Raw genomic sequence first — 25,697 nt, 5'->3', positions numbered from 1 at the left:
CGTACCCTACTAGCAAATCTCATCCAGTTTTTTTCTCACTTCTTGAATATCCTGCCACATCAACCACTTAGGACTACCTTTTTCGCGAGATTGGTTGCGTAACAAATAAGCAGGATGGAAGATGGGCATACACAAGCGTCCTTGCCATTCCAACCACGTACCACGAATTTTAGATATCGCTCTTTTTTCGCCTAACAAGCCTTTAAGTGCTGTCGCGCCAGTGAGAAGAATAATTTTTGGCTCGATTAGGCGAATTTGTTCTAACAAATAAGGCTTGCAAGCTTCTACTTCATCGGTGGTAGGCGTGCGATTTCCTGGTGGTCGGCATTTATTGATATTGCAGATATATATATCTTTGTCTGTATTTAATTTTACAGAATCTAAAATTTTCTCTAAAAGTTGTCCGGCTTTCCCCACAAAAGGCAACCCTGTCTCATCTTCGTTTTGCCCTGGTGCCTCGCCAATAATCATAATCGGGGCTTGGGGATGACCTCGCCCAACTACGGCATGATGGCGAGTTGCTCCTAGTTCGCAGCGCTGGCACTGATTGCAGTGCTGTGCCAATTCAACTAGGCTGGGGTAAGTCCCTATGGGAATAGGAATTTTCGCATCTGTGGGAATCAGATCCAGTTGCGGCGGTGCGACTGGTTCGACGACATCTGAACTTGCAAATAAGCTGAGCTGGTCTTCGCTAGACATGGAATAAAAATTGTAGCTGCGCTAGCAAACCTTCCAATTGTAGCGAAATTGTGACTACTTTAACCCTCTTTCTATCTACTTATCTCCCTTACAACTCCCGACTAAGACTGAAAATGAGGAAACTATTACTAAAAAAATAAATCTTGTTGCATTTGCTAGCCGATTGGAAAAAAGCCTGTAGAACACAGTTAAACTGCGGAAACATCCTTGAAGATATAAGCAGTATGCCGTCCTCAGCCGAAAGTATGTCAACTGCTATATTGTTTCGCGATCGCGTTGCTGCTGGAGAACAACTAGCACCGGAAATTCATCGTCTTCTGGACAAAATTGCGGCTGTTTCTAACGTTGCCCCTTATCCGATTGTCTATGCCCTACCACGGGGAGGATTGCCTGTAGCAGTGCCAGTAGCGCGGCGACTGCGTTGTCCGATAGATATTGTGGTGGCAAAAAAGATCGGTCATCCCCAAAACCCAGAACTAGCGATTGGAGCAGTTACAGCAGATGGTAACGTCTTGTGGGCAGGACAAACATCAATCGCACTCCAAAATTCACCACCGGGAAAAATAGCGCTGGAAGCAGCCCTGAGCAAGGCAAAATTGCAGATGGCAGTCCTCAATTCTGGTCGCTCCCAACATAGCGCGATCGCCCAACAAACGCGAGATACGATCGCGATCTTAGTCGATGATGGCGTTGCCACTGGAATGACAATGGCAGTAGCCGCCCAAACGCTGCGATCGCAAAATCACATAGCAGTTTGGCTCTGCACTCCCGTCGCACCTCAAACCTTGCTACCTTGGCTAGAACAATGGGGCGATCGGATAATCGTTCTGCACACACCCAAATCTTTTCTGAGTGTCAGCCGCTTTTACGAAGAATTTCCTCAAGTAGAAACAAGAATCGCCCTTGCTTGCCTGCAACAACAGAAGTTGTGGTTAGGGCGTTAGCAATCGGGAGTCGGAGAAGAGAGACAAGGGAGACAAGGGAGACAAGGGAGAGGGGGGAGACAAGGGGGAGAAGAGAGACAAGGGAGACAAGGGAGACAAGGGAGACAAGGGGGAGAAGAGAGAGTCGCCCAGCTGAGAGAGAGTCGTGGAGAGTCACGGAGAAAAAAAACACTACACCCTACACCCTACACCCTACACCCTACACTTTACACCCTATTTACTACTGGTTCCACTAGCCACTAACCACCAGCCACTCACTAACTCGCTCAAAAATTTTAATAAAAACTATTGTCAATAACTCAGTTCATGTTGTAATCTGTTCTCTCAGACTGTTGAATATTATTCTCAATAGGAGGCACGGTGACAACTGTTGCTAAAAGTCCGTTATCGGTAGAGCAAAATGCTACCGAAGTTCCCTGGTGGGCGGGGAACTTTCGCCTGACTAATTTATCAGGGAAACTCCTGGGCGCTCACGTAGCCCATGCAGGGCTAATTGTGTTCTGGGCGGGAGCAATGACTTTATTTGAGTTGGCTCACTTTAATCCAGCCAAACCCATGTACGAGCAGGGTTTAATTCTACTACCTCACCTAGCAGCTCAAGGTTGGGGCGTGGGTGCTGGCGGCGAGGTGACAAGCACATTCCCCTATTTTGCGATCGGCTCGATCCATCTAATCTCATCTGCATTTTTGGGGTATGGTGGGATTTTTCATGCCCTGCGCGGTCCAGCCACATTAGAAAACCGATTTCGTTTCTTTGGCTACGATTGGGCAGATACAGGCAAAATGACGACAATTCTTGGCATTCACCTGGTATTGCTGGGGATAGGTGCGTTCTTATTGGTCGCCAAAGCAATGTACTTCGGCGGTTTGTACGACCCAGCCGTGGAAAATGTGCGAGTCGTGACTAACCCGACACTCAATCCAGCCAGAATTTATGGTTATTTGTTCGGTGCAGTAGGCAATTTCTGGATCGCTGGCGTTGACAACCTGGAAGATGTTGTTGGCGGTCACATTTGGGTTGGTGGAATATTGATTTTGGGCGGGTTGTTCCATATTGCAACCAGACCGTTTCAATGGACGCACCCTTTATTTGTTTGGTCGGGAGAAGCTTATCTTTCCTACAGTTTGGGTGCTTTGGCGCTCATGGGCTTTATTGCAACTCTCTTCGTCTCAGTCAATACAACCGTTTATCCTGAAGTATTTTACGGTCCTGCACTCACGATTCGGCAGAATTTTGTACCTTACTTTTCATCGCCCGATCCTGAATTCGTGACTTCTCGGACTTGGTTAGCCAACACTCACTTCTGGTTAGCTTTCTTTTTCCTACAAGGGCATATCTGGCACGCACTGCGATCGCGCGGGCTGGATTTCCGTAAAGGGAGAGTGAGTGAGGCAGCAATCCTTCCCAAACCGATTGCCTGAAGCTAGCTTAATGCAAATTGTTTCAACTTAAATTTGAGCTGGCGATCGAAAAGATGCAAATATTTCTCAAGGAAGGCATAAATGACAGCAGTAATTTCTGATAGTCCATACAGAAACCAAATTCCTGAAGTTGGCTGGTGGGCTGGTAACTTTCGTCTCACCAATTTATCGGGCAAATTGTTGGGCGCTCATATTGCCCACTCTGCATTAATCCTGTTGTGGGCTGGCGGAATGACTCTGTTTGAGTTGTCTCGTTACAACCCAAGTTTACCAATGTACGAACAAGGGTTGATCCTGCTTCCTCATTTAGCAACTCTCGGCTTTGGTGTTGGTGCTGGCGGGCAAATTACTAGTACCTATCCCTACTTTGTCATCAGCGTTTTGCATTTGATCCCTTCGGTGATTCTGGCTGCGGGTGGTATTTACCACTCTTTACTGGGACCAGAGGTGTTAGAAGATAATCCCACCTTGGCTGGCTTTTTCGGTTATGACTGGAAAGATACCGACAAGATGACGACGATCTTAGGTATCCACCTGATGCTTTTGGGTTTGGGTGCTTTACTACTCGTCGCCAAGGCGATGTTTTGGGGTGGATTGTTCGACCCTTGGGTAGCTGGCGGCGGAGATGTGAGGGTTATTAATCATCCCACGCTGAACCCAGTCCGCATTTTTGGCTACTTGTTCGGTGCTTGGGGTTCAGAAGGAATGGCGGCTGTCAATAACTTAGAAGATATCGTTGGCGGTCACATCTGGGTTGGTGGAATACTAATTGGTGGTGGCATTTTTCACATCTTGACTCAGCCGTTTGCCTGGGCGCGTCGAGTTTTAATTTACTCAGGTGAAGCGTATCTTGCCTATAGTATTGGCGCTGTAGCCTATATGGGCTTTTTTGCAGCTTACTTTGCCTCAGTGAACAATACTGCATATCCCGAAGTTTTTTACGGTCCAATTCGCACTTTGGAAAGTTCTCCTGGGATTGTTTCTAGCCGTGGTTGGTTAGTATCTTTCCATTTCGTTCTAGCCGTCATATTTCTCCTCGGTCACATTTGGCACGCCCTCCGTTCCCGCGCGATCGCCGCTGGATTCGATTTGAAAAAAGGCGACTTGATCCAGCCACCGTTGGCAAATCCTCGCTCGGGCGATCGCTTTTCCTCGGTTGAGGCTAACGACCTGACACTGAACTTTCTGAAATACCTACCAATTTATCGCCCTGGTATTACACCTCTTTCGCGAGGGTTAGAAATAGGGATGGCTCATGGTTATTGGTTAGTCGGTCCTTTTACCATACTAGGCTCGCTAGGTTCTTTAAACGACAGTCGCGCCAGTAATTTGCTCGGTTTACTAGCCGCAGGTAGTTTAATTGTCATCCTGACGATTGGGTTCTCAATTTACGGTAGTACCTCACAGGAAAAAAGTTTAGTCACAGTTCCACGCCCAAATTTTGCAGTCACAGTACCAAACGTACCAGACTCTCTACAAGCTGTAGATAACTGGAGTCAGTTTTCGACTGGATTTTTTATTGGTGGAATTGGCGGAGCAATCTTTGCTTATTTGCTCTTAGATAATCTGAATTTATTTCGGGCGATTCCCATGATTGGAAGCTAAACGACTCAACCAATTTCAGATCGCAACTAACTCTTTACTCGCGTACGGGCGGGTTTAACCGCACAACTATTTGTTTTAGGACAGAACTACTCAAAAAACCCGCCCCTACAACTTTTGATGCACCACGTTCAAATTAGGTCTAATTCCAAACAAAATAATTCCAGGAGAATAGAATGGCAAAAGTCGGGATTTTTTATGGTTCCACAACGGGAAAAACTGAAATGGTTGTCGAATCACTTCAAAAAGAATTTGGTGAGGATGTAGTAAATTTGCATAATATCGCTGATGTGGATGAAAGCGATTTTGAGGAGTATACTAATTTGATTGTTGCTTGCCCTACTTGGAACATTGGCGAACTCCAAAGCGATTGGGATGGTTTTTTTCCCGATTTAGACAGCATTGATTTCAGTGGAAAGAAGGTAGCTTATTTTGGGACTGGCGATCAGATTGGTTATGCCGATAACTTTCAAGACGCAATGGGTATTCTAGAAGAAAAAATTGCAGAATTAGGTGGGACAACTGTTGGATATTGGTCTACAGATGGTTACGACTTTAATGAATCTAAAGCTGTGAAAGACGGGAAATTTGTTGGTTTGGCGATCGATGAAGATAATCAATCTGATTTAACTGACGAACGAGTAAAAGCTTGGGTAGCGCAACTCAAGAAAGAGTTCGGTATTTAGTTAACAGTTAACAGAAATTTGTGGGGTGCGTTCATCAACGTACCCTACCATTCATCTCAACTCTGAAGGAATTTTTCATGTCATTTCCTCATTATTTGTGGTTGAATACTAGTCCTAGTTTGCGCTGTTTTGAACAGCCTTTGTTAAATTATTTATCTAAACGAGTTTCAATCGCTCGTTGGGAATATTCGCAAACTCAAGACGAAGCTAGTTCGCTCGATATTGCCATAGGATTGTTACACGACTATCTACAAAATACAACCCATCCCGTTCACTTAATTGGACATAGTACGAGTGGCTTATTAGGATTCTTGTATGCGCGTCAATATCCTGAAAAGATTGCTTCTTTAACTCTTTTAGGTGTAGGTGCAGATGTTACTATTGATTGGCAAGTTCACTATTACACTCACTTACAAGCTCTAAATCGGAAAAAAGTTTTATCTACAATGGCTTATAATTTATTTGGGTGTTATGACGATCGCACAATTGAGGGATTAGTAAAGATTTTAGAAAAAGATCTCGATAGTTCGCTTTCACCCCATTCTCTTTGGCAAAGAGCTAATTTCCCTCATAATGGCGTGTCAGTACCATTAATGGTTTGTGGAAGTTTAGACGATCCAATTGTAGAAGCTACCGAACTCCATAAATGGCAACCTTTCTTAAAAGCAAGCGATCGCCTCCACCTTCATCCTGACGGCGGACACTTTTTTCACTTCTTTCAATCACAACAAGCAGGAAAACATATTCTTAGCTTCTGGCAATCTTTAAGTTTATTAAATCAGCTAAAGGTAGTAGTTAATCCAGGATAAGTCAAAAGTCAAAAGTCAAAAGTTAAAAATTAAAAATTATTAGCTATAAATAGCAAATGACTAATGACTAATGACTAACAACCAGATCGAAAACCCGATGTGCCATTTCTAACTTAGTCCCAGGTGCGATCGCAATTCGATCGCCTGCTTTGTTTAAAAAAATCGCTTGATTGTTGTCGCTGCCAAATCCACTATCGGGTAGATCGATCGGATTGGCAACGATCGCATCTAATTTTTTGCGGTGTAATTTCTCTAAGGCTGGAGTGACTATATCTCCCGTTTGGGCAGCAAAGCCAATTAAAATTTGTTGGGGCTGTTTGCAATGTCCTAACTGGGCGAGAATATCTGTCACGGGTGCGAGAGGCAAACTTTCGGGTAGCGATCGCTTGGGTAACTTTTCGCGAGTATAGTTTGCAGGTTTCACATCTGCTACAGCCGCCGCCATCACTGTAATATCAGCAGTTGGAAAGCACTCTAACATTGCCTTCTCCATTTCTGCCGCACTGACAACAGGTAGCGATCGCACTCCTGACGGTATTTCTGCGTTGACAATACCATGTACTAGAGTTACATCTGCCCCCCGATGGAAAGCTGCTTGTGCCAAAGCTATTCCCATTTTGCCCGTGGCGGGATTACCGATAAACCGTACCGGATCGAGATATTCTCGCGTTCCACCCGCGCTAATTAAAACTTGTTTTCCTAACAAGTCTCGCTTGCCAGACGTACATAACAAAGACTGAATATGAGTCACAATTTCTGCTGGTTCCGCCATCCGCCCCGCACCAACGCGATCGCAGGCTAGTAACCCATATCCTGTAGACATACCATAAAATCGGTTGTCTGTCAATAATTGCTGCCAGTTGCGCTGTACTGCGACTTGTTGCCACATCTCCGTATTCATAGCTGGGGCTAGTAATACGGGGCAAGTAGAAGCCAATACTGTATTTGTTAACAGGTTATCAGCCATACCATAGGCTAATTTCGCCAGCGTATTTGCTGTCAGGGGTGCAATTAGCATAATTTCCGCCCACTCCCCTAAAACGATGTGTAAGGGACGCTGATGGGTAGGTTGCCAAAAGTCTGCATCCGTATAAGCTGGATGGCGAGATAAAGTTGATACCGTCAGTGGAGTAATAAATTGTCGAGCCGAATCGGTTAGGATAACTCTTACTTCCGCCCCAGATTTAAACAGCGTGGAAATAACCTCGCAAACCTTATAAGCCGCAATCCCCCCGCCGATTCCAACTAACACCCGCCTGGGCGATTGTAAACTCATCTCAACTTACGACTCCTGTACGGGCGGGTTTAACCGCACAATTTACGTGCGATCGCCTAGATTTTTCCAAAAAACCCGCCCCTACAATTCATTCCAACTCCTGTACGGGCGGGTTTAACTCCAGAATTCTGGGCGATCGCCTCGGCATGTTTACAAAACCCGCCCCTACCATTAATTCCGAATTCCAAATTCTTCACGATTCGTCGTATGGTTCCAAATCGAGAAGATGAATATATGGTTCTACTAATTCTGGACGTTGAAAAGCGATCGCCCTGAGTAAATGCCAATCCTGCAAGCCGTCAAAAACATGCGTGTAGTTGTCTTGTTCTAAACGAGTTGCCAGTTCTGACACGTCTATTGCTGACATAGCAGCAATATTCTGCCGAGAAATACTTGAAGTCTTCATCATGCTGCGATCCTCCCCAGAATCAGTGACCAGTGACCAGTGACCAGTGACCAGTTACTAGTTAATTCCGAATTCCGAATTCCGAATTCCGAATTTTTTTCTAGCCCCCTATATATACTACTCACTTTATCAAGGGTGAATCTCCGCAAGTTAACGGATTGCGATCGTAATTTTAATACTTGTTAAGTAATTTCTTTTTGGTGCGTGGTAGTTGGTAGTTGGTAGTTGATCGCTGGTCACTACTCACTCTTCGCTCCGGACTTCGTCCCGCTTCGCTAACGCTCCTCGCTCCTCGCTGTCACAAACTGCTGAATCAGTGGTAGTACTTCTGGGCGAATTTCGTGTCCCATGTCAAATTCTTGGTACTGCACGGCAACCCCCAAGGCAATTAAATTATCTCTAGCGTATTGGGCTGCTTTGAGTGGTACAACGGTGTCTTGCTTACCATGCACGATGAGTACTGGCGGGACTTCATCTAAGGATTGGGATAGAGGATGCATATACCCGCTTAAGGCAATTAAACCCGCCAGAGGTAAGCCTAATCCTACATCCAAAGTCATTGCTGCGCCCTGAGAAAATCCACTTAAGATCGTTCTTGACAGGGGTACGCCAGTAGAAGCTTCGAGGGAAAGCAGCCAATCTTTCAAAATCTGCCTACTCTCATGAATGCCTTGATACTCTTGGCTAGAAAGGTCGTACCACATCCTACCTACAGAAGTATAAGGATGAGGAAAAGGGGCGTTGGGAAATAAAAATTGATATTTGTTTAAGTTTAATAAAGGTACGAGAGAGGCTAAATCTTTAGCATTTGCCCCCCAGCCGTGCAGTACCACAACCAATCCTGTTGGGTTCGTCCCCATTGTTGGCGCAACCGCGATCGCTTCTAAACTCAAAGCTTTACTCCCACCGTTCAGCTTTCTTAATATATCTTAAATGAGGGAGCAGGGAGCAGGGAGGGACAAGGGAGACAAGGGGGACAAGGGAGACAAGGGAGACAAGGGGGACAAGGGAGACAAGGGAGACAAGGGGGACAAGGGAGCAACTACCAATTACCCATTACCAACTACCAACTACCAACTACCAGACTAAGATTGGGGTAGTTACTTAGTCTCATCCTAATTGATGAAACGACTGCGCCCGATCGCCATTATTGCTGGCATTGCTATTGCCTTGGGGTTAGTTCTGTGGTTGGTGAGTTCTATAGCACAGATTGCCGAGGTATGCAGGTATTCGCCGCTACTGTGCAATTTCCTCATTGCCTTAATTATTGGGTTGATGTTGGCGTTGATTGGGGCAATTGTCTACTACATACTCGTCATTCAACGGGGAGAAAGGCAATCGCAACGGAGAAGACAGCAACGACAGGCGCAACAAACTCAGGTTCCGCCTCAAAAGACGGAAGCTGCTGCCGAAAATCTCTCAGCGGTAAGACAGCAAGTTGCCCAAATTCAAGATGAGGTGACGCGACAGGCATTAATCGAGCGATCGCAGGAGATTGAAGCAAATCTAGCGCGAGGAAATCTTCAAGTTGTCGTCTTCGGGACGGGTTCGGCTGGTAAAACTTCGCTGGTAAATGCCATTTTCGGGCGCATTGTCGGACAAATTGCTGCACCGATGGGAACGACGACGGTAGGACAAACCTATACTTTGCGCTTAAAAGGTTTAGAACGCAAAATTTTGATTACCGATACTCCAGGGATTCAAGAGGCGGGGGTAGCGGGAACGGAACGAGAACAGGTAGCCCGTCAGTTAGCAACTGAGGCAAATTTACTGTTATTCGTGGTTGATAACGATTTGCGGCAATCGGAATACGTACCTTTACGGGCGTTGATTGAAATTGGTAAGCGATCGCTATTAGTTCTGAATAAAACAGATTTGTATGCCGATGAGGATCGAGAACAAATTCTTGCCCGGTTGCGCGAACGGGTTAAAGATTTAATTGCAGCCAATGATGTTGTAGCGATCGCGGCTAACCCTCAACCCGTGACATTGCCAGAAGGGGAAATCTTTCAGCCAGATATTGAAGTCACTCCTTTATTGCGTCGCATGGCGGCGATTTTGCGGCAAGAAGGAGAAGAATTAATTGCCGATAATATTCTCTTACAATCTCATCGTCTGGGGGAAGAAGCGCGTCAGCTGATCGATACCCAACAGCGACAGCAAGCCGAGAAAGTTGTCGAAAGATATCAATGGATCGTGGCGGGTGTGGTTTTAGTTACGCCGATACCTGTAGCCGATCTCCTTGCAACTGCGGCTGTTAACGCCCAAATGGTGGTAGAAATTGGCAGCGTTTACGGTTGTGAGTTAAATATCGAACGGGGAAAAGAACTAGCTTTATCTTTGGGTAAAATTTTGGCAAGTTTGGGGATTGTGAAAGGGGCATTTCAGTTACTCAGTGCTGCTTTACAACTCACCGTACCGACTTTTCTGATTGGTAGGGCAATTCAAGCCGTGACTGCGGCTTATTTAACTCGGATTGCTGGCAGAAGTTTCATTGAATATTTCCGCCGCGATCGCGATTGGGGTGATGGCGGAATTGCTGAAGTCGTACAGCAACAGTTTCAATTAAGTCGCCGCGATGAATTTATTCGCGAGTTCGTTCAGCAGGCGATCGCACGGGTGATTCAACCTTTAACGAGTCGTCAAACTACAGAAAACGAGCAGGAGTGGCGATGATAACTCATTTCCGTGGCTTGACAAGGCGATCGCTACCTCCTGCGGCTGTAATCTCCTCTAAGGCTTACGTTTAGACTTTTGCAAGGGCGACTCATGACCATTCCCTTTAATTTTTGTTGAGTTATTTTGCCAATCTCAATTTTCCCCTTCAAGATCTTGCGGTAAGACTGAGGTGAAGTCAGAAGTCAAAAGTCAAAAGTCAAAACTGACTTTTTGCCGCTACTCACTGCTCACTTATGACTAATGACCAATGACCAATGACTAATGACCAATGACCAATAACGTTCTTTTAGGTCAAGCATGAATGCTGCTGAAATTTTTGAAGGAATTGCGCTATTAATTGAGCTGGCACAGAGAGGAGAAATCGATCCTTGGGATGTCAGAGTTATTGAAGCGATCGATCGCTACTTGAATGCGCTGCTAGCTGCCCAAGAAATAACGCCAGGCTCTTACGAATCAAATTTATCTCAATCGGGACAGGCTTTTTTACTGGCATCGCTGCTAGTCTTATTTAAAGCCAACACCCTCACTGGACTAGATTCTCCGCTTGACGAGTCAGAATTGGAGACAGAAGAATTACTGCTGGTAGGGGAAGGGGAATTTGGTACGCGGTTGCGTTTACCTCTAGAACAGCAATTACGTCGTCGTCCGGTTGCTGTCCCTCCCCAAAAACGCCCTGTAACCCTCCAAGATTTGATCGAGCATTTGCAGCTAATCGCGACTCAGTTGCAGTCAGAAGGCAATCTGGCTGATAAAACTAGTCGCAGCCGCCACCGTTCTGTATCTCAGTCACGCGCAGATGCTCGCAAGCCCTTAGAACTGGCTCACCAGGAAAATTTGACTCAAGTAGCGCGAGAATTGGAAGAGTTTTTATCTCGCTATTCGTCACAATTTTTTACTTTAGAACAAAATTGGCTAAATTTAGAACAGTTAGTAGATTTATGGACGCAAACGAAACAAGTCGCCACATCTATCGCAGCTACTATGTCTCATGGTGAATTGCCGAGCGATCGCGATCGCCTTTCATCGCAAAGACACGAGAAAGTTAGCGTCTTCTGGGCGTTGCTGCTACTCTCAGCCCAATCTAAAGTGGAATTGTCACAAGAAGAGTTTTATCAAGATATTAAAATTCGGACTTTGAGCGATCCCGGACAATTGGCGATCGGCGATACTGACTCCAAAACCACTGTATGTTCTGTTTAAAAGGGGGCAATCGCGCTTGGCAAAAAGTATTTAGTATGCTGTACTTGGCAGACAACTATGCTATGTAGTTTTCAGGATGATTTCGGTAGAGAATTAAACGAGGATCGAAAATGCGATCGTTTGATTGCATTTGTCTTTAGTCGAGAGTAAATTTTACATCAATCGCTTACAGTTGTCTCAATGTTGAGGAGTAGCTTCTAATGAAAGCCATGATTCTGGCAGCGGGTAAGGGTACGAGAGTCCGCCCCATTACCTACACTATCCCCAAACCGCTCATTCCCATCCTGCAAAAGCCAGTGATGGAGTTTCTCCTTGAACTATTGCGCCAACATGGTTTTGACCAAATTATGGTCAACGTCAGCCATCTAGCCAACGAAATCGAGAACTATTTCCGCGACGGACAGCGCTTTGGCGTACAGCTTGCCTATTCTTTTGAAGGGAAAATTGTCGATGGCGTTCTCGTTGGAGAAGCGGTAGGATCTGCGGGAGGAATGCGACGAATTCAGGACTTCACGCCGTTTTTTGACGACACGTTTGTCGTATTGTGTGGCGACGCGCTAATTGACTTAGATTTAACGGCAGCGGTGAAATGGCATAGAGAAAAAGGTTCTATTGCTACAGTCATCATGAAATCTGTTCCCCGCGAAGAAGTCCCTAGCTACGGGATTGTGGTGACAGATGAAGACGGAAGAGTCAGAACCTTCCAAGAAAAGCCAAAAGTTGAAGAAGCTCTGAGTACTAACATTAGTACGGGAATTTATATATTTGAGCCGGAAATATTTAATTACATTCCACCTGGAGAAAATTTTGATATTGGTAGTCAACTATTTCCCAAACTAGTAGAAAAAAATGCGCCCTTCTACGGCTTGGTAATGGATTTTGAATGGGTGGATATCGGTAAGGTTCCCGACTACTGGCAAGCCATTCGCGGCGTACTCCAAGGTGAAATTAAAAACGTCCAAATTCCAGGACATGAAGTTCGTCCCGGGATCTATACTGGTCTGAGCGTTGCTGTGAACTGGGACAAAGTGGATATCACAGGTCCCGTTTATATTGGTGGCATGACGCGGATTGAAGACGGTGCGAAAATAGTTGGTCCTACCATGATCGGTCCCAACTGCTATATTTGTGGCGGCGCTACGGTTGACAATAGCGTCATCTTCGAGTACTCCCGTTTAGGACCGGGAGTTCGCCTCGTCGATAAGCTCGTCTACGGACGCTATTGCGTCGATAAAACGGGAGCCATGATTGATGTCCAAGCTGCTGCCTTAGACTGGTTGATTACGGATACCCGCGTCGAAACGCCATCCCAGCCTGCAATTGAAAGACAGGCGATCGCTGAACTACTAGGAATTGAGGCTAGTTAATAATGCATGTAGGGGCGCACAGCTGTGCGCCCCTACAGATATTTTTGCGCCCCTACGGATGTTTTTGCGCCCCTACAGATATTTTTGCGCCCCTACAGATATTTTTGCGCCCCTACAGATATTTTTTATCTCTACAACTTACGTTGGCGAAGACAAATACGTATATCGGCTGAGACTCTGTTCGTAGGTTTGGAGGAGACGCTGGGATTCTTGCAAGGTAATTTGTTTTTCTAACATGGCTTGTTCGCTGCGCTGGCGGATACTTTCTACCAGATCTTCAGCATCGTACTGTACGTAGCCCAAAACTTCAGTCATGGTGTCGCCTTTAACAACATGTTCGATCTGATAGCCTTTGGGCGTTAGTTGAATGTGGACGGCGTTAGTATCTCCAAACAAGTTATGTAAATTACCCATGATCTCTTGGTACGCACCATTGAGGAACATGCCCAGATAGTAGGGTTCTCCTGGTTTGTAGGAATGCATTTCTAGCACGGATTTCACATCTCGCAAGTCGATAAAGCGATCGATCTTGCCGTCGCTATCGCAGGTCAAATCTGCTAAGATGCCTCGGCGATCGGGTTCTTCGTCTAAACGGTGGATCGGCATGATCGGGAAAAGCTGATCGATCGCCCAGCAATCCGGTGCTGATTGGAATACGGAAAGATTGACGTAGTAGATGGAAGCCATGATCTTTTCTAACTCTTCCAAATCGTCGGGTACGTATTCCTCATGGCGGGTAATTTCCATTAGCTTCTCGCAGCAAGCCCAGTAAATCCGCTCTACCCTAGCTCTTTCTGTCAGGCGCATAATTCCCAAGTTAAAGCGGCTGATGGCTTCATCTTTAAACTGCACCGCATCGTGATACGCCTCTTGATAATTTTCGTTAGTAATCGATTGGTAAGTTTCCCAAAGGTGGTGGACGATTGGCGGTTCGTCCTCCTTGGGTGGTTCTGGCGTACCGAAAGGAACATCGGAAGTACTGACGACATCAAAGATCAAAACCGACTGATGGGAAGCAACCGCTCGTCCGCTTTCACTGATCAGGGTCGGAACTGAAACTTGCCGTTCCGCACAGGCATATTTCAACTCTGCCACGATGTCATTGGCATAGTTTTGCATGTTGTAGTTTTTGGAGGCGTAGAAGTTAGTTTGGGAGCCGTCGTAGTCTACACCCAAGCCGCCACCTACATCCAAATACTTCATGTTTGCTCCCAGCATCGCCAACTCTACATAAATCCGGCTGGCTTCCTGAATCGCGTCTTTGATGACATTAATCGCGGAGATTTGGGAACCGATGTGGAAGTGGAGTAATTGCAGCGAACCGAGGAGATTGGCGGCGCGTAACTTTTCTACCGCTTGAATGATTTCGGGGATAGTCAAACCAAATTTAGCGCGATCGCCTGTAGAAGTTCCCCAGCGTCCCATTCCTTGGGTACTGAGTTTTGCCCGCACGCCCAAAATTGGCTGAATTCCCAACTGGCGACTTGCTTCAATTGCCAAATCGACTTCTTCAACTTGCTCTAGGACGACGATTGGTGTTTGTCCTAAACGGCTGGCTAGCATGGCGATTTCGATATATTCCTTATCCTTGTAGCCATTACAAACAATCAGCGCCCCCGGAGTATCTAGCAACGCCAAAGCAATCATTAACTCTGGTTTAGAGCCAGCTTCCAAGCCGAACTGGTGCGGTTTGCCAAATCGCACCAAATCTTCAATTAGGTGGCGTTGTTGGTTGCATTTGACCGGAAATACGCCACGATAGACACCAGGATAGTTGTAACGCGCGATCGCTTTGGCAAAACAAGCATTCAACCGCTCGATCCGGTCTTCTAAAATATCGGAAAAGCGAATTAACAGAGGTAGTCCCAAATTTCGCTGTTTTAAAGCATTTACCAACTCGTACAAATCCAACGAACCACCGCGATCGCCTTTGGGAGAAACTGTAATATGACCAGCGGCATTAATCGAAAAATAAGGTTCGCCCCATCCCTGAATGCGGTAGAGCGCTTCGCTGTCCTCAATCGTCCACGAACGCGATAATTTACCAGGAGCGATGTGCAACGACTTCTTCTTTTCGTTTTTTAGCTCGGTTGTGGTTTGCGCAACCGTCGCTGGCTCCATTTCTTCTACAGTTGGATCTGCTCCCATCTCTATTCTCACCTCGTCTTTCTAACCTCTGTACAGCCCCACGCATAGCCAGTGTAACTTATTCAAATTAAGGTCATTGGTCATTTGTGAATGGATAGTGGCTGGTGGCTAGTGGCTCGACTCAATTCTTGTCACTAGCCGCTAGTCATTAAGTAACTGACAACTGATAACTGATAACCGATCGCCGATTTAAGATAATCTAATTTTGATATTTGTTACTTGTCACTAGTCATTAGTAAGTTACAAATGACAAATGACCAATGACCAATGACAACTCAAAGGAACATAGCTGTGGAACGCACATTTTTAGCAATTAAGCCTGATGGCGTACAACGAAGTTTAGTCGGTGAAATTATTCGTCGTTTTGAAGCTAAAGGCTTTACCCTGGTTGGGATGAAGTTTATGAAAGTCAGCCGCGAACTTGCCGAGCAGCATTATGGCGTTCACCGAGAAAGACCTTTTTTCCAAGGTTTAGTCGAGTTTATCACTTCGGGTCCCGTCGTAGCGATGGTTTGGGAAGGCGATGGAGTTATTGCTTCAGCGCGGAAGATGATCGGTGCTACTAACCCCCTAACAGCAGAACCAGGAACAATTCGGGGCGACTATGGCGTTAACATTGGGCGTAACATCATTCATGGCTCCGATGCACCGGAGACTGCCCAACAGGAAGTTAGCCTCTGGTTTAAGGAAGAAGAACTAGCGAGTTGGGAACCTAGCTTGACTCCGTGGATTAAGGAGTAGGGAGTTGTAGAGACGTTACATGTAACGTCTCTACATATAGCAACTACTTCGGTACTTCAGCCTTTTCTTTATTTTCTGTAGGTACGATCGCTTCAGGAGAGTCCTCAACATTGCGTTTGGAAAAGCCCCAGAGAAATAACAGCGCGATCGCGGTTATCATTAACCATTCTGGGGGTACTAAAGCATCGTTAGCTACCCGCAGCATCAGCCGCAATCCTACTAAGGCAACGGTAATGTATCCGGCATCTTCTAAGTGGGTGAATTCATCTAACCAGCGAATGAATAAACCTGCCATGAATCGGAGGGTGATAATACCAACAGTAGCCCCCGTCAGTACCAGCCAGCGTTCTTGAGAAACTGCGATCGCTGTAGTGACGCTATCGAGAGAAAATGCTAAATCTGTGAAGGCAATGATGGGGATAGCTTGCCAAAGCGCTTGAAATCGAGGTCCGTGGTGCAGGTGGTCTTCGTCTTCTGCTGAGGTAAAGTGTTGAAATACTAGCCACAGTAGATAAAGCGCACCTAATAGCTCGAACTGCCAGTATTGCTGTACCCAAGTTGCTGTCAAGATTAAGGCAATCCGCAGCACGAAGGCAACTACTAAGCCGAGATTGAGCGCTTGACGTTCGAGTTTTTTATTTTCTAGTCCTTGGGCGATCGCCGCGAGAGCGATCGCATTATCAGCCGAGAGTACCGCCTCTAAAAAGATTAAAATGGTTAAGACTGCGGCGGTTTCAATGCTGGCGTGATATGGGGAATTTAGTATTTCGTCTATCATTAACAGTTTTTAAACCTGAAGACCCTACAGATACAGCTTGTCAAAATATGACTCTTCCATTCAGCTTAACCTGTTGAGCGGGAGAGAGGGAGAGTAGGCTAGGCGTTGCGATCGCTTGAAATCGCGTTCTCAACCGGATAATTCACAGCCAGCTTTGTTCCAGCTACAACTTTCACGATCGCAAATAGTGATGGAGCTATCTGACTACAATTGTCGAATACGGGTAGTCGCCCATCTTAACGAAAATCAAAACAATTTCGGGTAAATCTGCATTCAGAATGGTTTTTAGTAGCAATAACGATTACAGCGATCGCTATGTCACAAATCACGATTGAATCCATCCTGCAAGAAAAGCGTTTATTTCAACCACCAGCAGAATTTTCACAAAAAGCACACATCAAAAGTTTTGACGAATACGAAGAACTCTATAACAAAGCCAAAGCCAATCCACAGCAATTTTGGGCAGAACTAGCGGAAAAAGAATTGCATTGGTTCCAAAAATGGGACACGGTGTTAGATTGGCAACCGCCGTTTGCGAAATGGTTTGTCGGTGGCAAAATAAATATTTCTTACAATTGTCTCGATCGCCACCTTACCACTTGGCGTAAGAACAAAGCTGCTTTGATCTGGGAAGGCGAACCAGGCGATTCTCGTACCCTTACCTACGCGCAACTGCATCGGGAAGTCTGTAAATTTGCCAATGCCCTCAAACAGTTAGGGGTAAAAAAAGGCGATCTTGTCGGAATTTATATGCCGATGATACCCGAAGCCGCGATCGCCATGTTAGCCTGTGCCAGAATTGGCGCACCTCACAGCGTCGTCTTTGGTGGTTTCAGCGCCGAAGCCTTGCGCGATCGCCTGAATGACGCTCAAGCTAAGTTAGTCGTGACAGCCGATGGCGGTTGGCGTAAAGATGCGATCGTTCCGCTTAAAGATCAAGTTGATAAAGCTTTAGCTGATAATGCCGTCTCTACAGTCGAAAACGTCCTCGTTGTCAAGCGTACGGCACAACAAGTTCACATGGAAGCAGGGCGCGATCGTTGGTGGCACGATTTAGAAAAAGGCATATCGGCAGATTGTCCCGCCGAACCGATGGACAGCGAGGATATGTTGTTTGTCCTCTATACTTCCGGTAGCACGGGTAAACCTAAAGGTGTCGTACACACGACAGCAGGTTACAACCTCTACACCCACATGACGACTAAGTGGATTTTCGACCTGCAAGATACTGATGTCTACTGGTGTACGGCTGATGTAGGTTGGATTACCGGACATAGTTACATCGTCTACGGTCCCCTATCTAACGGTGCAACTACGCTAATGTATGAAGGTGCGCCGCGTTCGTCTAATCCTGGGTGTATGTGGGACGTAATTGAAAAATACGGCGTGAATATTTTCTACACTGCACCTACGGCGATTCGCGCTTTTATTAGAATGGGCGAAGACTTGCCCAAAGCCAGAAATCTCTCTTCCCTACGCTTACTGGGAACGGTAGGCGAACCGATTAACCCCGAAGCTTGGATGTGGTATCACCGCGTTATTGGGGGAGAACGCTGTCCGATTGTCGATACTTGGTGGCAAACGGAAACAGGGGGTATTATGATTACACCCTTACCAGGGGCAATTCCTACTAAACCTGGTTCGGCAACTCGTCCTTTCCCTGGTATTTTGGCTGATGTCGTAGATTTAGAAGGCAACCCCGTCGGCGATTATAACGGTGGCTATTTAGTCGTGCGTCACCCTTGGCCTGGAATGATGCGGACAGTGTACAACGATCCCGACCGCTTCCGTCGTACCTATTGGGAACACATCCCCCCCAAAGATGGACAGTACATCTACTTTGCTGGAGATGGAGCGAGACGGGATGAAAATGGTTATTACTGGGTGATGGGTCGCGTCGATGACGTGATTAACGTAGCCGGACACCGTTTAGGGACGATGGAAGTTGAGTCAGCCTTGGTGTCTCATCCAGCGGTAGCTGAAGCCGCTGTCGTGAGTAAGCCAGATGAGGTGAAAGGAGAAGAAATCGTTGCCTTTGTCACCCTAGAAGGGACGATAACACCCAGCGAGGCGTTGAACAAGGAACTCAAGCAGCACGTCGTGAATGAAATTGGGGCGATCGCGCGTCCTGGCGAAATCCGGTTTACCGACTCTTTACCCAAAACCCGTTCGGGGAAAATCATGCGGCGGTTACTCCGTTCTCTAGCCGCAGGTGAAGAAGTTTCTGGGGATACTTCTACTCTCGAAGATCGTAGCGTGTTGGATAAGTTAAGGGAAGGCGCTTAGGAAATCGGCTGATGTAGAGACGTTACATGTAACGTCTCTACACCCGAACATGTAACATCTCTACACCCGACTTCCGACTCCTGTACGGGCGGGTTTAGAAACCCGCCCCTACCGACTCTTGCATCAACTAAACATTCTCCGATCGAGGCTTTTCGGATCGCGATGGGAGACAAAATTCTCTAAATTTTCGTCTGATTCCAGGCGACCTTCGACTAAGTTGATAATGCGATCGGCAACATCTAAAATACTATTGTCGTGAGTGACAATTAAAATCGTACACCCTTGCTCTTTAGCTAGTTTTTGCATTAATGTCACGACTTCGCGCCCCGACTTTTTATCTAAAGCAGCAGTGGGTTCGTCTGCTAAAATTAGTTGCGGTTGATTGACTAAAGCACGGGCGATCGCGACTCTTTGTTTTTGTCCTCCCGATAGGGCATTGGGTTTATAATCGACGCGGTTAGCTAAACCCAATTGACTCAACATCTCTACTGCTAATTTGCGCTTTTCTCGCCAGTTATTTGTTAATTCCACAGCCATTTCTACATTTTGCGAGGCAGTCAGAGATTCAAATAAATTGTGTGCTTGGAAGATAAAGCCAATATTCCGTCGTATTTCTACCAATTGAGATTTGTTGAGTCCGACTAATTCTTTTTCTAATACTAATAAATTCCCTTCATGAGCCGATCGCAAGGCTCCAATTAAACTCAAAAGAGTTGTTTTCCCCGAACCCGATGGACCAGTCATAATCACGATTTGTCCCTTGGGTAAATCGAGATTGATGTCGGACAATACCTGGGTACGTAAATCGCCCTGCCCAAAATAATAATTGAGTCGGCGAATTATAACAGCAAATTTATCTGTCATAAGCTGTCACGTATAGCAGAGAGTCGGGACTCGGGAGTCGGCAATAGAAAAATTTTGACTTTTGCCTTTTGACTTTTGATTTACGGATCTTATTCACGAACCAAATACCTCCGCCGGATCTGTCGCTTGAACTTTACGCACGGCGATCGCGCCCGATATCAAACACATAATAAAGGTAGCAATCAGAATATTAATTGCTCGTTCCCAAGTCATTTGCATTAACAAACCTGTAGAACTAGCTGTCAAACTATATAGTCCCAAACTGATAAAAAATCCTGGAACAAAACCAAAAAACACGAGAATCACCGATTCCTGCAACACGATTCCTAGCAGGTGAAAATTAGAATAACCGATCGCTTTGAGCGTGGCATATTCTGCCCAATGTTCTGCTACATCCGTATACAAAATTTGATAAACCAAAATAATCCCGACAAAAAAACCCATCGTTGTTAGCAAAGAAAACACAAAGCCAATTGCCGTGTTTTCTTGCCAGTAGCTTAATTCTTTTTGCACGAACTCGGCTTTCGTCCACACGGCGACATCTTGCGGTAGTTGCTGGCGCAGTGCAGATGCGATCGCATCGACATCGGCATTTTCCGCCACTTTTAACAGTCCAATATCGACAGTATTGAGCGTGCGACTGTCTTCCTCTGGAGCCAAATTAGCAAAATAGCGTAAGAAATTTTGGTCGCTGATAACAACATTGCCATTTCCCGAAGCAAAGTCAGTTCCCAAACTGAAAGTTCCTACCAACCGAATTTGCTGTTCCGAAAGTTCGGTAATTGTACCTGGCGCAATTGGTCCCACCTCCGATCGCGATTGGTCGTCAATGAGTGCCGTCCAAGGTAGCTTCAACGCCTCCCGATTTTGTAAAATTCCAGGCAGAGGTAATACAGGGTCATCAGGATTGAAAGCAATGACTCGCAATGGTCGGATGGTTTTCGTTTCAGAATTTTTCCAATCGCCTGTAGTTGTATAAAAAGGATAGGCAGCAACTACACCCTCAAAATTTTGTGCTTGGTAAAGTCGTCTGCGGGCAAATTGCTCTGGTACGAACATATTGTACTTGAGCCGATTGACGATCAGAATTTCTCCATTGAGCCGTTTTAGCAGTTGTACTTGGCTGTCGTACAAAGCATTTTCAAACCCTTGAAAGATAAACATCAACAACACGGCAAAAGACACCCCTGCAACGGCGGTCAGCAAGCGGCGCTTTTCATGAGTCAAATTGAACCAAGCCAAAGGAGTGTGACGGGGGGGAAGCATAATTAACTAGGGGCTAGGGAGTTCGGAATTCGGAATTCGGAATTCGGAATTCGGAATTAAATAATCCCACACTACGCTCTTACCAACTACCAACTACCACTGATAACTGATTAAAAGACTTCAGCAGGATCGGCGTTGATGACTTTTTGCAAGGAGACCAAGCCGGAGAGGGTACACATGAGGATCGTTAGTAGCAGCACGAGAATAGCGCGTTCGAGTTCCATTGCAATTGGTAGACCTCCACTAGTGGCTCTGAGGGTGAGATCGTATAGACCGAGGGAGATAGCGAAGCCTGGAATGTAACCTAGAAGGGCAAGAATAATTGCTTCTTGAATGACGATCGCGCATAAAACTCGGCTGCGATAACCCATTGCTTTGAGGGTGGCATATTGCCGTAAGTGGCTGGAAACGTCGGTGTAGAGGATTTGATAGACGATGACGACACCGACAATACAGGAGACAATCACCCCCATACCAAAAATAAAGCCAGTGGAAGTTGCCCCAATCCAGTAGGCGCGATCGCGCTGGATGATGTCTGCTTTCGTAATCACTTCGACATCTTTGGGCAAAATTCGCCGCAATTCGTTGACAACTGCAACACTATCTGCATCTGATCGCAGTTTCACCAGTCCTAAACTGACGCGGTTGAGCGGAAAGGGATCGAAATAGCGGCGGAAGTTTTGATCGCTCATAATTAAAGTCCCATCAGCAGCAAATCCACCGCCGAAGGTGTATTGACCGCCAATTGTGACTTTTCTGCCAATTCCTCTCGATCGCGCTTCTGTCATCGTGCCAATTGTTTGCGTCCCGTATTCGGGGCGGGAAAGGCGATCGTACAGAACGGTATCTGGACGTAGAAGCGCGGCTCGATTTGCCGGAGAATCCAATTCTGGAATTAAAAATACTGGATCGTTGGGGTTGATTCCAAAGGCAAAGATCGCCCGACTCAGGCGAGTTTCGGGGTTGCGCCACTGGAGATAACCTAAATAGAGTGGCATAGCTCTTTCTACACCGTTAACTCCTCGTGCTTGATAGATCCGCTCGATCGCAAAGGGTTTGGTACTGCTAATTTCTAAAGCTAAAGGCGATCGCAGATAGATATCGGCATTAATTTGCTCGTACATTTGGCTGGCAGATTTTGCCAGAGAACCCAAAAAACCCAAGTTCATAAATACGAGAATGACCGCAAACGCAACTCCAGCGATCGCCACAACTAACCGCGTTTTTTCGTGTACCAAATTCAACCAGGCGATCGGAGTCCTCATTTCACGTCAATTTTCACATCTACCTGTAAATTGGTCAGAGCTGCTACTGTTTGACTATCATCCAAAAGCACTCTCACTTCTACTACCCGTGCATCGGCATTAGCCGCCGGATCGTCATCGAGAACGTTATTTTTAAAGATCTGCCAGCCAATTTCCGAAACTTCTCCGGTTATGGGTTTAGCGAAAGCACCGTTACGACTGGTAATCGTTGCCTTCTGCCCGACTTTTACCAACCCCACATCAGATTCATACACCTCAGCTACAGCATACATCCGGCGCGTATCGCCCATTTCTACAATCCCATCATTGGCGATCGCCTCCCCAGGATAGGCAAAAACCCGTAAAATTCTGCCAGTTCTGGGGGCGCGGATAATTGTTCGCTGCAAACGCGCTTCGGCTAATTTCAAATTTTGTGCTGCCGATCTCGCTGCAACTTGGACTTGAGATAACGGTAAATTTGCTTGCTCTGACTTCAGTTGAGCTTCTGCATTGCCCAAATTCGCTTTCACGGCATTTTCCAGCCGAATCAAGGAGGCTTTGGCGTTGTTGAGTTGTTCCTGCAAGCTGCGTGTCTGACTGACTTGCCGATCTAATTCTTGCTTGGCGATCGCGCCTTCTTGATAAAGGTTTTGGTTGCGTTGTAAGTCAGTTTGTGCTAAAGCTAACTCTGCTTCTATCTGCCTAACAGTTGCTCTTTGCGCCTCTACCTCAAAAGTTCCGGGGCGATTGACCTGTTGAATTCGCGTTTGAGCTTCTTGGATTTGGGCTTGAGCGTATGCAGTTGATGCTTTTAGTCTCTCCCGCGCTTCAGCTAATTGACTAGCAGCATAATTTCTTTCCGCCAGCCTCTCATCGTAACTTTCTAAATAAGCAATAACTGCCCCTACCTTGACCAAATCGCCCCGCGAAACTAGTAATTTGCCAATTCGCTCGCCACTCGGACCGCTAACGCGAATTGCTTCCCCTTGTGGTTCTAGTCGTCCAAGGGCAACAACTGTTACCTTTTGAGGTAGAGGTGCAGGAGTCTGAGATGCTGTTGGTTTGTTTTGCTCGGAATTTCTCAACTGAGTGACTCCGATTCCAATTAAACCGATCGCGATCGCCCCCGCAGTCACACCTATAATCCAACCCCGTCTGGGCTTTAACTCCTTGAAAATCATAATCTCGACATCCGCCGATGTAATTTGTTTTAGCGTTCCCTCTTGACTACCTCAGCAGTGACAACAACCTCTCTTATCGAGCTAATCGCCATGCTACTACCGAAATATTTTGCAGTCCATTATTTCTGACTCGTAGTTTATAATTTGTCATTTGTATGAGTTGTTGGTAATGGGTAATAGGTAATCGGTAATAGGTCATTTATCGTTTGCGGTTTTCTCCGTTTGTTCCCTTGTCTCCCTTGTCTCCCTTGTCTCCCTTGTCCCCCCCCTCTCCCTTGTCTCCCTTGTCCCCTCTTTCTTCTCCTTACCCCTTATCCCTATTTAATGTTCCAAACCACTCGTCGCCGATTAGCACTTTGGTATACAGCCGTTACTGCTATCCTACTGCTCCTATTTGCCAGTGGGATGTATTGGTACGTCCGCAATACCCTGATCGAACGGATTGACGATACCTTAAATCATGTCGTAGAAGTTGTTGGGCGATCGCTGGTCATCGAACCAATTTCCCCAGAAAGCGGACAACGGTTGAATATTGAAGCTTCTTTTCGAGATAATGCCGATACAGTTGATGACGATCGCATCGATTTAGAATGGTTTAGCCCCACTGGAGAACTACTCTGGTCAACTTTTACCGCACCTTTAGATATTCCCCTCCACCCTAATCGCACGGGTGAAACCGTTCAAATTAGTCACCATCAAGACACAGAAAACACTCCCTCACTCCTCACTCCTCACTCCTCACTCCTCCTCAGACAAGTCACCGAAAGAATCCAAATTGGAAGACAAGTTTTAGGATATTTGCGCGTCAGTCATCCTTGGTTTGAAGTCACTAAACCAAGTCAGCAACTCGCTTTCGATTTAATTTTGGGTATTGGATTGATGCTCGTTTCCGTAGCGCTTTGCGGTTGGTTCCTTTCGGGCAAAGCAATGGAACCCGTCAAAGATTCTTATCAACGTTTGAAACAATTTACTGCTGATGCTTCCCATGAATTGAGAAGCCCGATCGCTTTAATTCAAACTAACGTTCAAGTCGCTTTAGCAGAATTAGATTCAGCCGGAGGACAAGGCGCAGGCTCGTTAAAATACGGACAACAGTTAAAAGTAGTAGAACGATTAACTAAACGCCTCGGTCGTCTCGTGGATGACTTATTATTTCTAGCACGTCAAGATAGCGGGATCGTTCAACCACAATTTTCTACCTGTCCCTTAGACGCACTATTAATAGAAGTAGTAGAAGAACAGCAATTCGCCGCAGCAGAAAAGAAGATCAAAATTTTCCTAGATTTAACCGCACCAACGGAGACAAAAACCGAAGACGATTGGTTTACCCTCCAGGGAGACTGGAATCAACTAGCACGATTATTTACAAACTTGATTGGTAATGCTATACATTACACTCCAGAAGGTGGTGAAATTCGGGTCGAGCTACAACATATCTCTACTAACAAAGAACTTTTTTCTCCGCCCCTTCTGTACGGGCGCACTGCTGCGCGCCCCTACCATTCGCTCCTCTCTTCTCGCCTTCAAGTCAAAGTTAAAGACACGGGTATTGGTATTCCCGAAACTGCTTTACCTCACTTATTCGATCGCTTTTATCGCGTCGATCCTGCTCGGACTCACGCGACAGGATCGCAAGCAGTACAAGCATCAACAGGTTCGGGACTGGGTTTAGCAATTGCGGCTGCGATTGTTGCCAACCACCAAGGACAAATTACTGCCGAAAGTACTCTCGGACAAGGTACGATTTTTACCGTCACTCTACCCGCGAGTGGTGATGCGTAAATCAAGCGTGAGAAAAATTTTATCTCCCGACTTCACAGCTTATTCACTTTCTCGTCCTATTTTTGAGACAAGAACAGATGGGAGGACAGATTCATGAGCGACTTAGAGCAGAACGTCTTCAACGTACTCCAACGCCATCCTTTCTGTAGTGCTGTACTAGTTGCTTATAAGCTTGAGTTACCTATAGCTAAAGTTCAAGCTACCATGAACCAACTCATAGATCGTGGCATTCTCATTCCACAGTGCAGCAACTATAGCAATCCTATTTGATTCATGAACGTGGAGCAGGCTTCTAGCCTGCCGCAGGCTAGAAGCCT

General features: G+C 46.1%; 25 protein-coding genes. 14 read left to right on the top strand and 11 right to left on the bottom strand.

Features of this window, described 5'->3' with window-relative positions; genetic code table 11:
• Window positions 1-9: 9 nt before the first annotated feature.
• Window positions 10-699 (bottom strand): uracil-DNA glycosylase, encoded by a 690-nt coding sequence (locus tag CHRO_RS14655; RefSeq protein WP_015155005.1) that lies wholly within the window; start codon window positions 697-699, stop codon window positions 10-12.
• A gap of 245 nt (window positions 700-944) precedes the next feature.
• Here CHRO_RS14655 and CHRO_RS14650 point away from each other — a divergent pair, with 245 nt between their 5' ends.
• The 6 genes from CHRO_RS14650 to CHRO_RS14630 all read left to right on the top strand — a co-directional run bounded on the left by CHRO_RS14650 (window position 945) and on the right by CHRO_RS14630 (window position 6,162).
• Window positions 945-1,643, top strand: coding sequence for a phosphoribosyltransferase (locus tag CHRO_RS14650; protein ID WP_015155004.1), 699 nt, complete (start codon window positions 945-947; stop codon window positions 1,641-1,643).
• Window positions 1,628-1,879 (top strand): hypothetical protein, encoded by a 252-nt coding sequence (locus CHRO_RS32295; protein ID WP_181824173.1) that lies wholly within the window; start codon window positions 1,628-1,630, stop codon window positions 1,877-1,879. The genes CHRO_RS14650 and CHRO_RS32295 overlap by 16 nt, the downstream gene beginning before the upstream one ends.
• Before the next feature lie 124 nt (window positions 1,880-2,003).
• A complete protein-coding gene (locus CHRO_RS14645) occupies window positions 2,004-3,065 on the top strand; it encodes a chlorophyll a/b binding light-harvesting protein (protein WP_015155003.1) in 1,062 nt (353 codons plus the stop codon).
• An 81-nt stretch (window positions 3,066-3,146) separates the two neighbouring features.
• A complete protein-coding gene (locus CHRO_RS14640) occupies window positions 3,147-4,670 on the top strand; it encodes a chlorophyll a/b binding light-harvesting protein (RefSeq protein WP_015155002.1) in 1,524 nt (507 codons plus the stop codon).
• Window positions 4,671-4,843: 173 nt separating this feature from the next.
• On the top strand, window positions 4,844-5,353 hold the full coding sequence (gene fldA, locus CHRO_RS14635; protein WP_015155001.1) for a flavodoxin FldA: 510 nt from the start codon (window positions 4,844-4,846) through the stop codon (window positions 5,351-5,353).
• 77 nt (window positions 5,354-5,430) lie between these two features.
• On the top strand, window positions 5,431-6,162 hold the full coding sequence (locus CHRO_RS14630) for an alpha/beta fold hydrolase (protein ID WP_015155000.1): 732 nt from the start codon (window positions 5,431-5,433) through the stop codon (window positions 6,160-6,162).
• A gap of 67 nt (window positions 6,163-6,229) precedes the next feature.
• Here CHRO_RS14630 and coaBC read toward each other — a convergent pair whose 3' ends face one another.
• From coaBC to CHRO_RS14615, 4 genes are all read right to left on the bottom strand, one after another.
• Entirely contained in the window at window positions 6,230-7,438 is a 1,209-nt protein-coding gene (coaBC, locus tag CHRO_RS14625) for a bifunctional phosphopantothenoylcysteine decarboxylase/phosphopantothenate--cysteine ligase CoaBC (protein ID WP_015154999.1), read from the bottom strand.
• A gap of 56 nt (window positions 7,439-7,494) precedes the next feature.
• Entirely contained in the window at window positions 7,495-7,635 is a 141-nt protein-coding gene (locus CHRO_RS32290; protein ID WP_181824172.1) for a hypothetical protein, read from the bottom strand.
• A complete protein-coding gene (gene isiD / locus CHRO_RS14620; protein WP_041462484.1) occupies window positions 7,632-7,844 on the bottom strand; it encodes a protein IsiD in 213 nt (70 codons plus the stop codon). Before isiD ends, CHRO_RS32290 begins: the two co-directional genes overlap by 4 nt.
• Window positions 7,845-8,119: 275 nt before the next feature.
• Complete coding sequence (locus CHRO_RS14615; protein WP_015154997.1) at window positions 8,120-8,737, bottom strand: alpha/beta hydrolase; 618 nt, start codon at window positions 8,735-8,737, stop codon at window positions 8,120-8,122.
• A 40-nt stretch (window positions 8,738-8,777) separates the two neighbouring features.
• On the opposite strand from CHRO_RS14615, the gene CHRO_RS32285 reads away from it, so the two are divergent.
• The 4 genes from CHRO_RS32285 to CHRO_RS14600 all read left to right on the top strand — a co-directional run bounded on the left by CHRO_RS32285 (window position 8,778) and on the right by CHRO_RS14600 (window position 13,090).
• On the top strand, window positions 8,778-8,933 hold the full coding sequence (locus tag CHRO_RS32285) for a hypothetical protein (protein ID WP_181245288.1): 156 nt from the start codon (window positions 8,778-8,780) through the stop codon (window positions 8,931-8,933).
• 33 nt (window positions 8,934-8,966) lie between these two features.
• Window positions 8,967-10,520: a YcjF family protein gene (locus CHRO_RS14610; protein WP_015154996.1), complete on the top strand. Its 1,554-nt coding sequence runs from the start codon at window positions 8,967-8,969 to the stop codon at window positions 10,518-10,520.
• Between the two features lie 300 nt (window positions 10,521-10,820).
• Complete coding sequence (locus CHRO_RS14605) at window positions 10,821-11,723, top strand: segregation/condensation protein A (protein ID WP_015154995.1); 903 nt, start codon at window positions 10,821-10,823, stop codon at window positions 11,721-11,723.
• Window positions 11,724-11,923: 200 nt separating this feature from the next.
• Window positions 11,924-13,090 (top strand): nucleotidyltransferase family protein, encoded by a 1,167-nt coding sequence (locus CHRO_RS14600; protein WP_015154994.1) that lies wholly within the window; start codon window positions 11,924-11,926, stop codon window positions 13,088-13,090.
• 138 nt (window positions 13,091-13,228) lie between these two features.
• Here the strand turns inward: CHRO_RS14600 and speA are convergent, their stop codons facing one another.
• A complete protein-coding gene (gene speA, locus CHRO_RS14595; RefSeq protein ID WP_015154993.1) occupies window positions 13,229-15,238 on the bottom strand; it encodes a biosynthetic arginine decarboxylase in 2,010 nt (669 codons plus the stop codon).
• A gap of 291 nt (window positions 15,239-15,529) precedes the next feature.
• On the opposite strand from speA, the gene ndk reads away from it, so the two are divergent.
• On the top strand, window positions 15,530-15,979 hold the full coding sequence (ndk, locus tag CHRO_RS14590) for a nucleoside-diphosphate kinase (RefSeq protein ID WP_039716236.1): 450 nt from the start codon (window positions 15,530-15,532) through the stop codon (window positions 15,977-15,979).
• 43 nt (window positions 15,980-16,022) lie between these two features.
• On the opposite strand, the gene CHRO_RS14585 is transcribed toward ndk, so the two are convergent.
• Window positions 16,023-16,757 carry a TerC family protein gene (locus tag CHRO_RS14585; protein WP_015154991.1) on the bottom strand — a complete coding sequence of 245 codons (735 nt, stop codon included), beginning with the start codon at window positions 16,755-16,757 and terminating at the stop codon, window positions 16,023-16,025.
• A gap of 315 nt (window positions 16,758-17,072) precedes the next feature.
• Between CHRO_RS14585 and acs the strand changes: the two genes are divergently transcribed.
• A complete protein-coding gene (acs, locus tag CHRO_RS14580; RefSeq protein WP_015154990.1) occupies window positions 17,073-19,043 on the top strand; it encodes an acetate--CoA ligase in 1,971 nt (656 codons plus the stop codon).
• Window positions 19,044-19,166: 123 nt separating this feature from the next.
• On the opposite strand, the gene CHRO_RS14575 is transcribed toward acs, so the two are convergent.
• The 4 genes from CHRO_RS14575 to CHRO_RS14560 all read right to left on the bottom strand — a co-directional run bounded on the left by CHRO_RS14575 (window position 19,167) and on the right by CHRO_RS14560 (window position 23,598).
• Entirely contained in the window at window positions 19,167-19,907 is a 741-nt protein-coding gene (locus tag CHRO_RS14575; RefSeq protein WP_015154989.1) for an ATP-binding cassette domain-containing protein, read from the bottom strand.
• 93 nt (window positions 19,908-20,000) lie between these two features.
• Entirely contained in the window at window positions 20,001-21,173 is a 1,173-nt protein-coding gene (gene devC / locus CHRO_RS14570; RefSeq protein WP_015154988.1) for an ABC transporter permease DevC, read from the bottom strand.
• A gap of 110 nt (window positions 21,174-21,283) precedes the next feature.
• Window positions 21,284-22,438 carry an ABC transporter permease DevC gene (devC, locus tag CHRO_RS14565; RefSeq protein WP_015154987.1) on the bottom strand — a complete coding sequence of 385 codons (1,155 nt, stop codon included), beginning with the start codon at window positions 22,436-22,438 and terminating at the stop codon, window positions 21,284-21,286.
• Window positions 22,435-23,598 carry an HlyD family efflux transporter periplasmic adaptor subunit gene (locus tag CHRO_RS14560; protein WP_015154986.1) on the bottom strand — a complete coding sequence of 388 codons (1,164 nt, stop codon included), beginning with the start codon at window positions 23,596-23,598 and terminating at the stop codon, window positions 22,435-22,437. Before CHRO_RS14560 ends, devC (CHRO_RS14565) begins: the two co-directional genes overlap by 4 nt.
• A gap of 324 nt (window positions 23,599-23,922) precedes the next feature.
• On the opposite strand from CHRO_RS14560, the gene CHRO_RS14555 reads away from it, so the two are divergent.
• Both CHRO_RS14555 and CHRO_RS32280 read left to right on the top strand, forming a co-directional pair.
• Window positions 23,923-25,380, top strand: a complete 1,458-nt coding sequence (locus tag CHRO_RS14555; protein ID WP_015154985.1) for a sensor histidine kinase — start codon at window positions 23,923-23,925, stop codon at window positions 25,378-25,380.
• A 93-nt stretch (window positions 25,381-25,473) separates the two neighbouring features.
• Complete coding sequence (locus tag CHRO_RS32280) at window positions 25,474-25,650, top strand: hypothetical protein (RefSeq protein WP_015154984.1); 177 nt, start codon at window positions 25,474-25,476, stop codon at window positions 25,648-25,650.
• The last annotated feature ends 47 nt before the right edge of the window (window positions 25,651-25,697 follow it).

This window comes from Chroococcidiopsis thermalis PCC 7203 (assembly GCF_000317125.1).
Taxonomy (GTDB): domain Bacteria; phylum Cyanobacteriota; class Cyanobacteriia; order Cyanobacteriales; family Chroococcidiopsidaceae; genus Chroococcidiopsis; species Chroococcidiopsis thermalis.
This window is presented reverse-complemented; position numbering and strand designations above follow the sequence as displayed.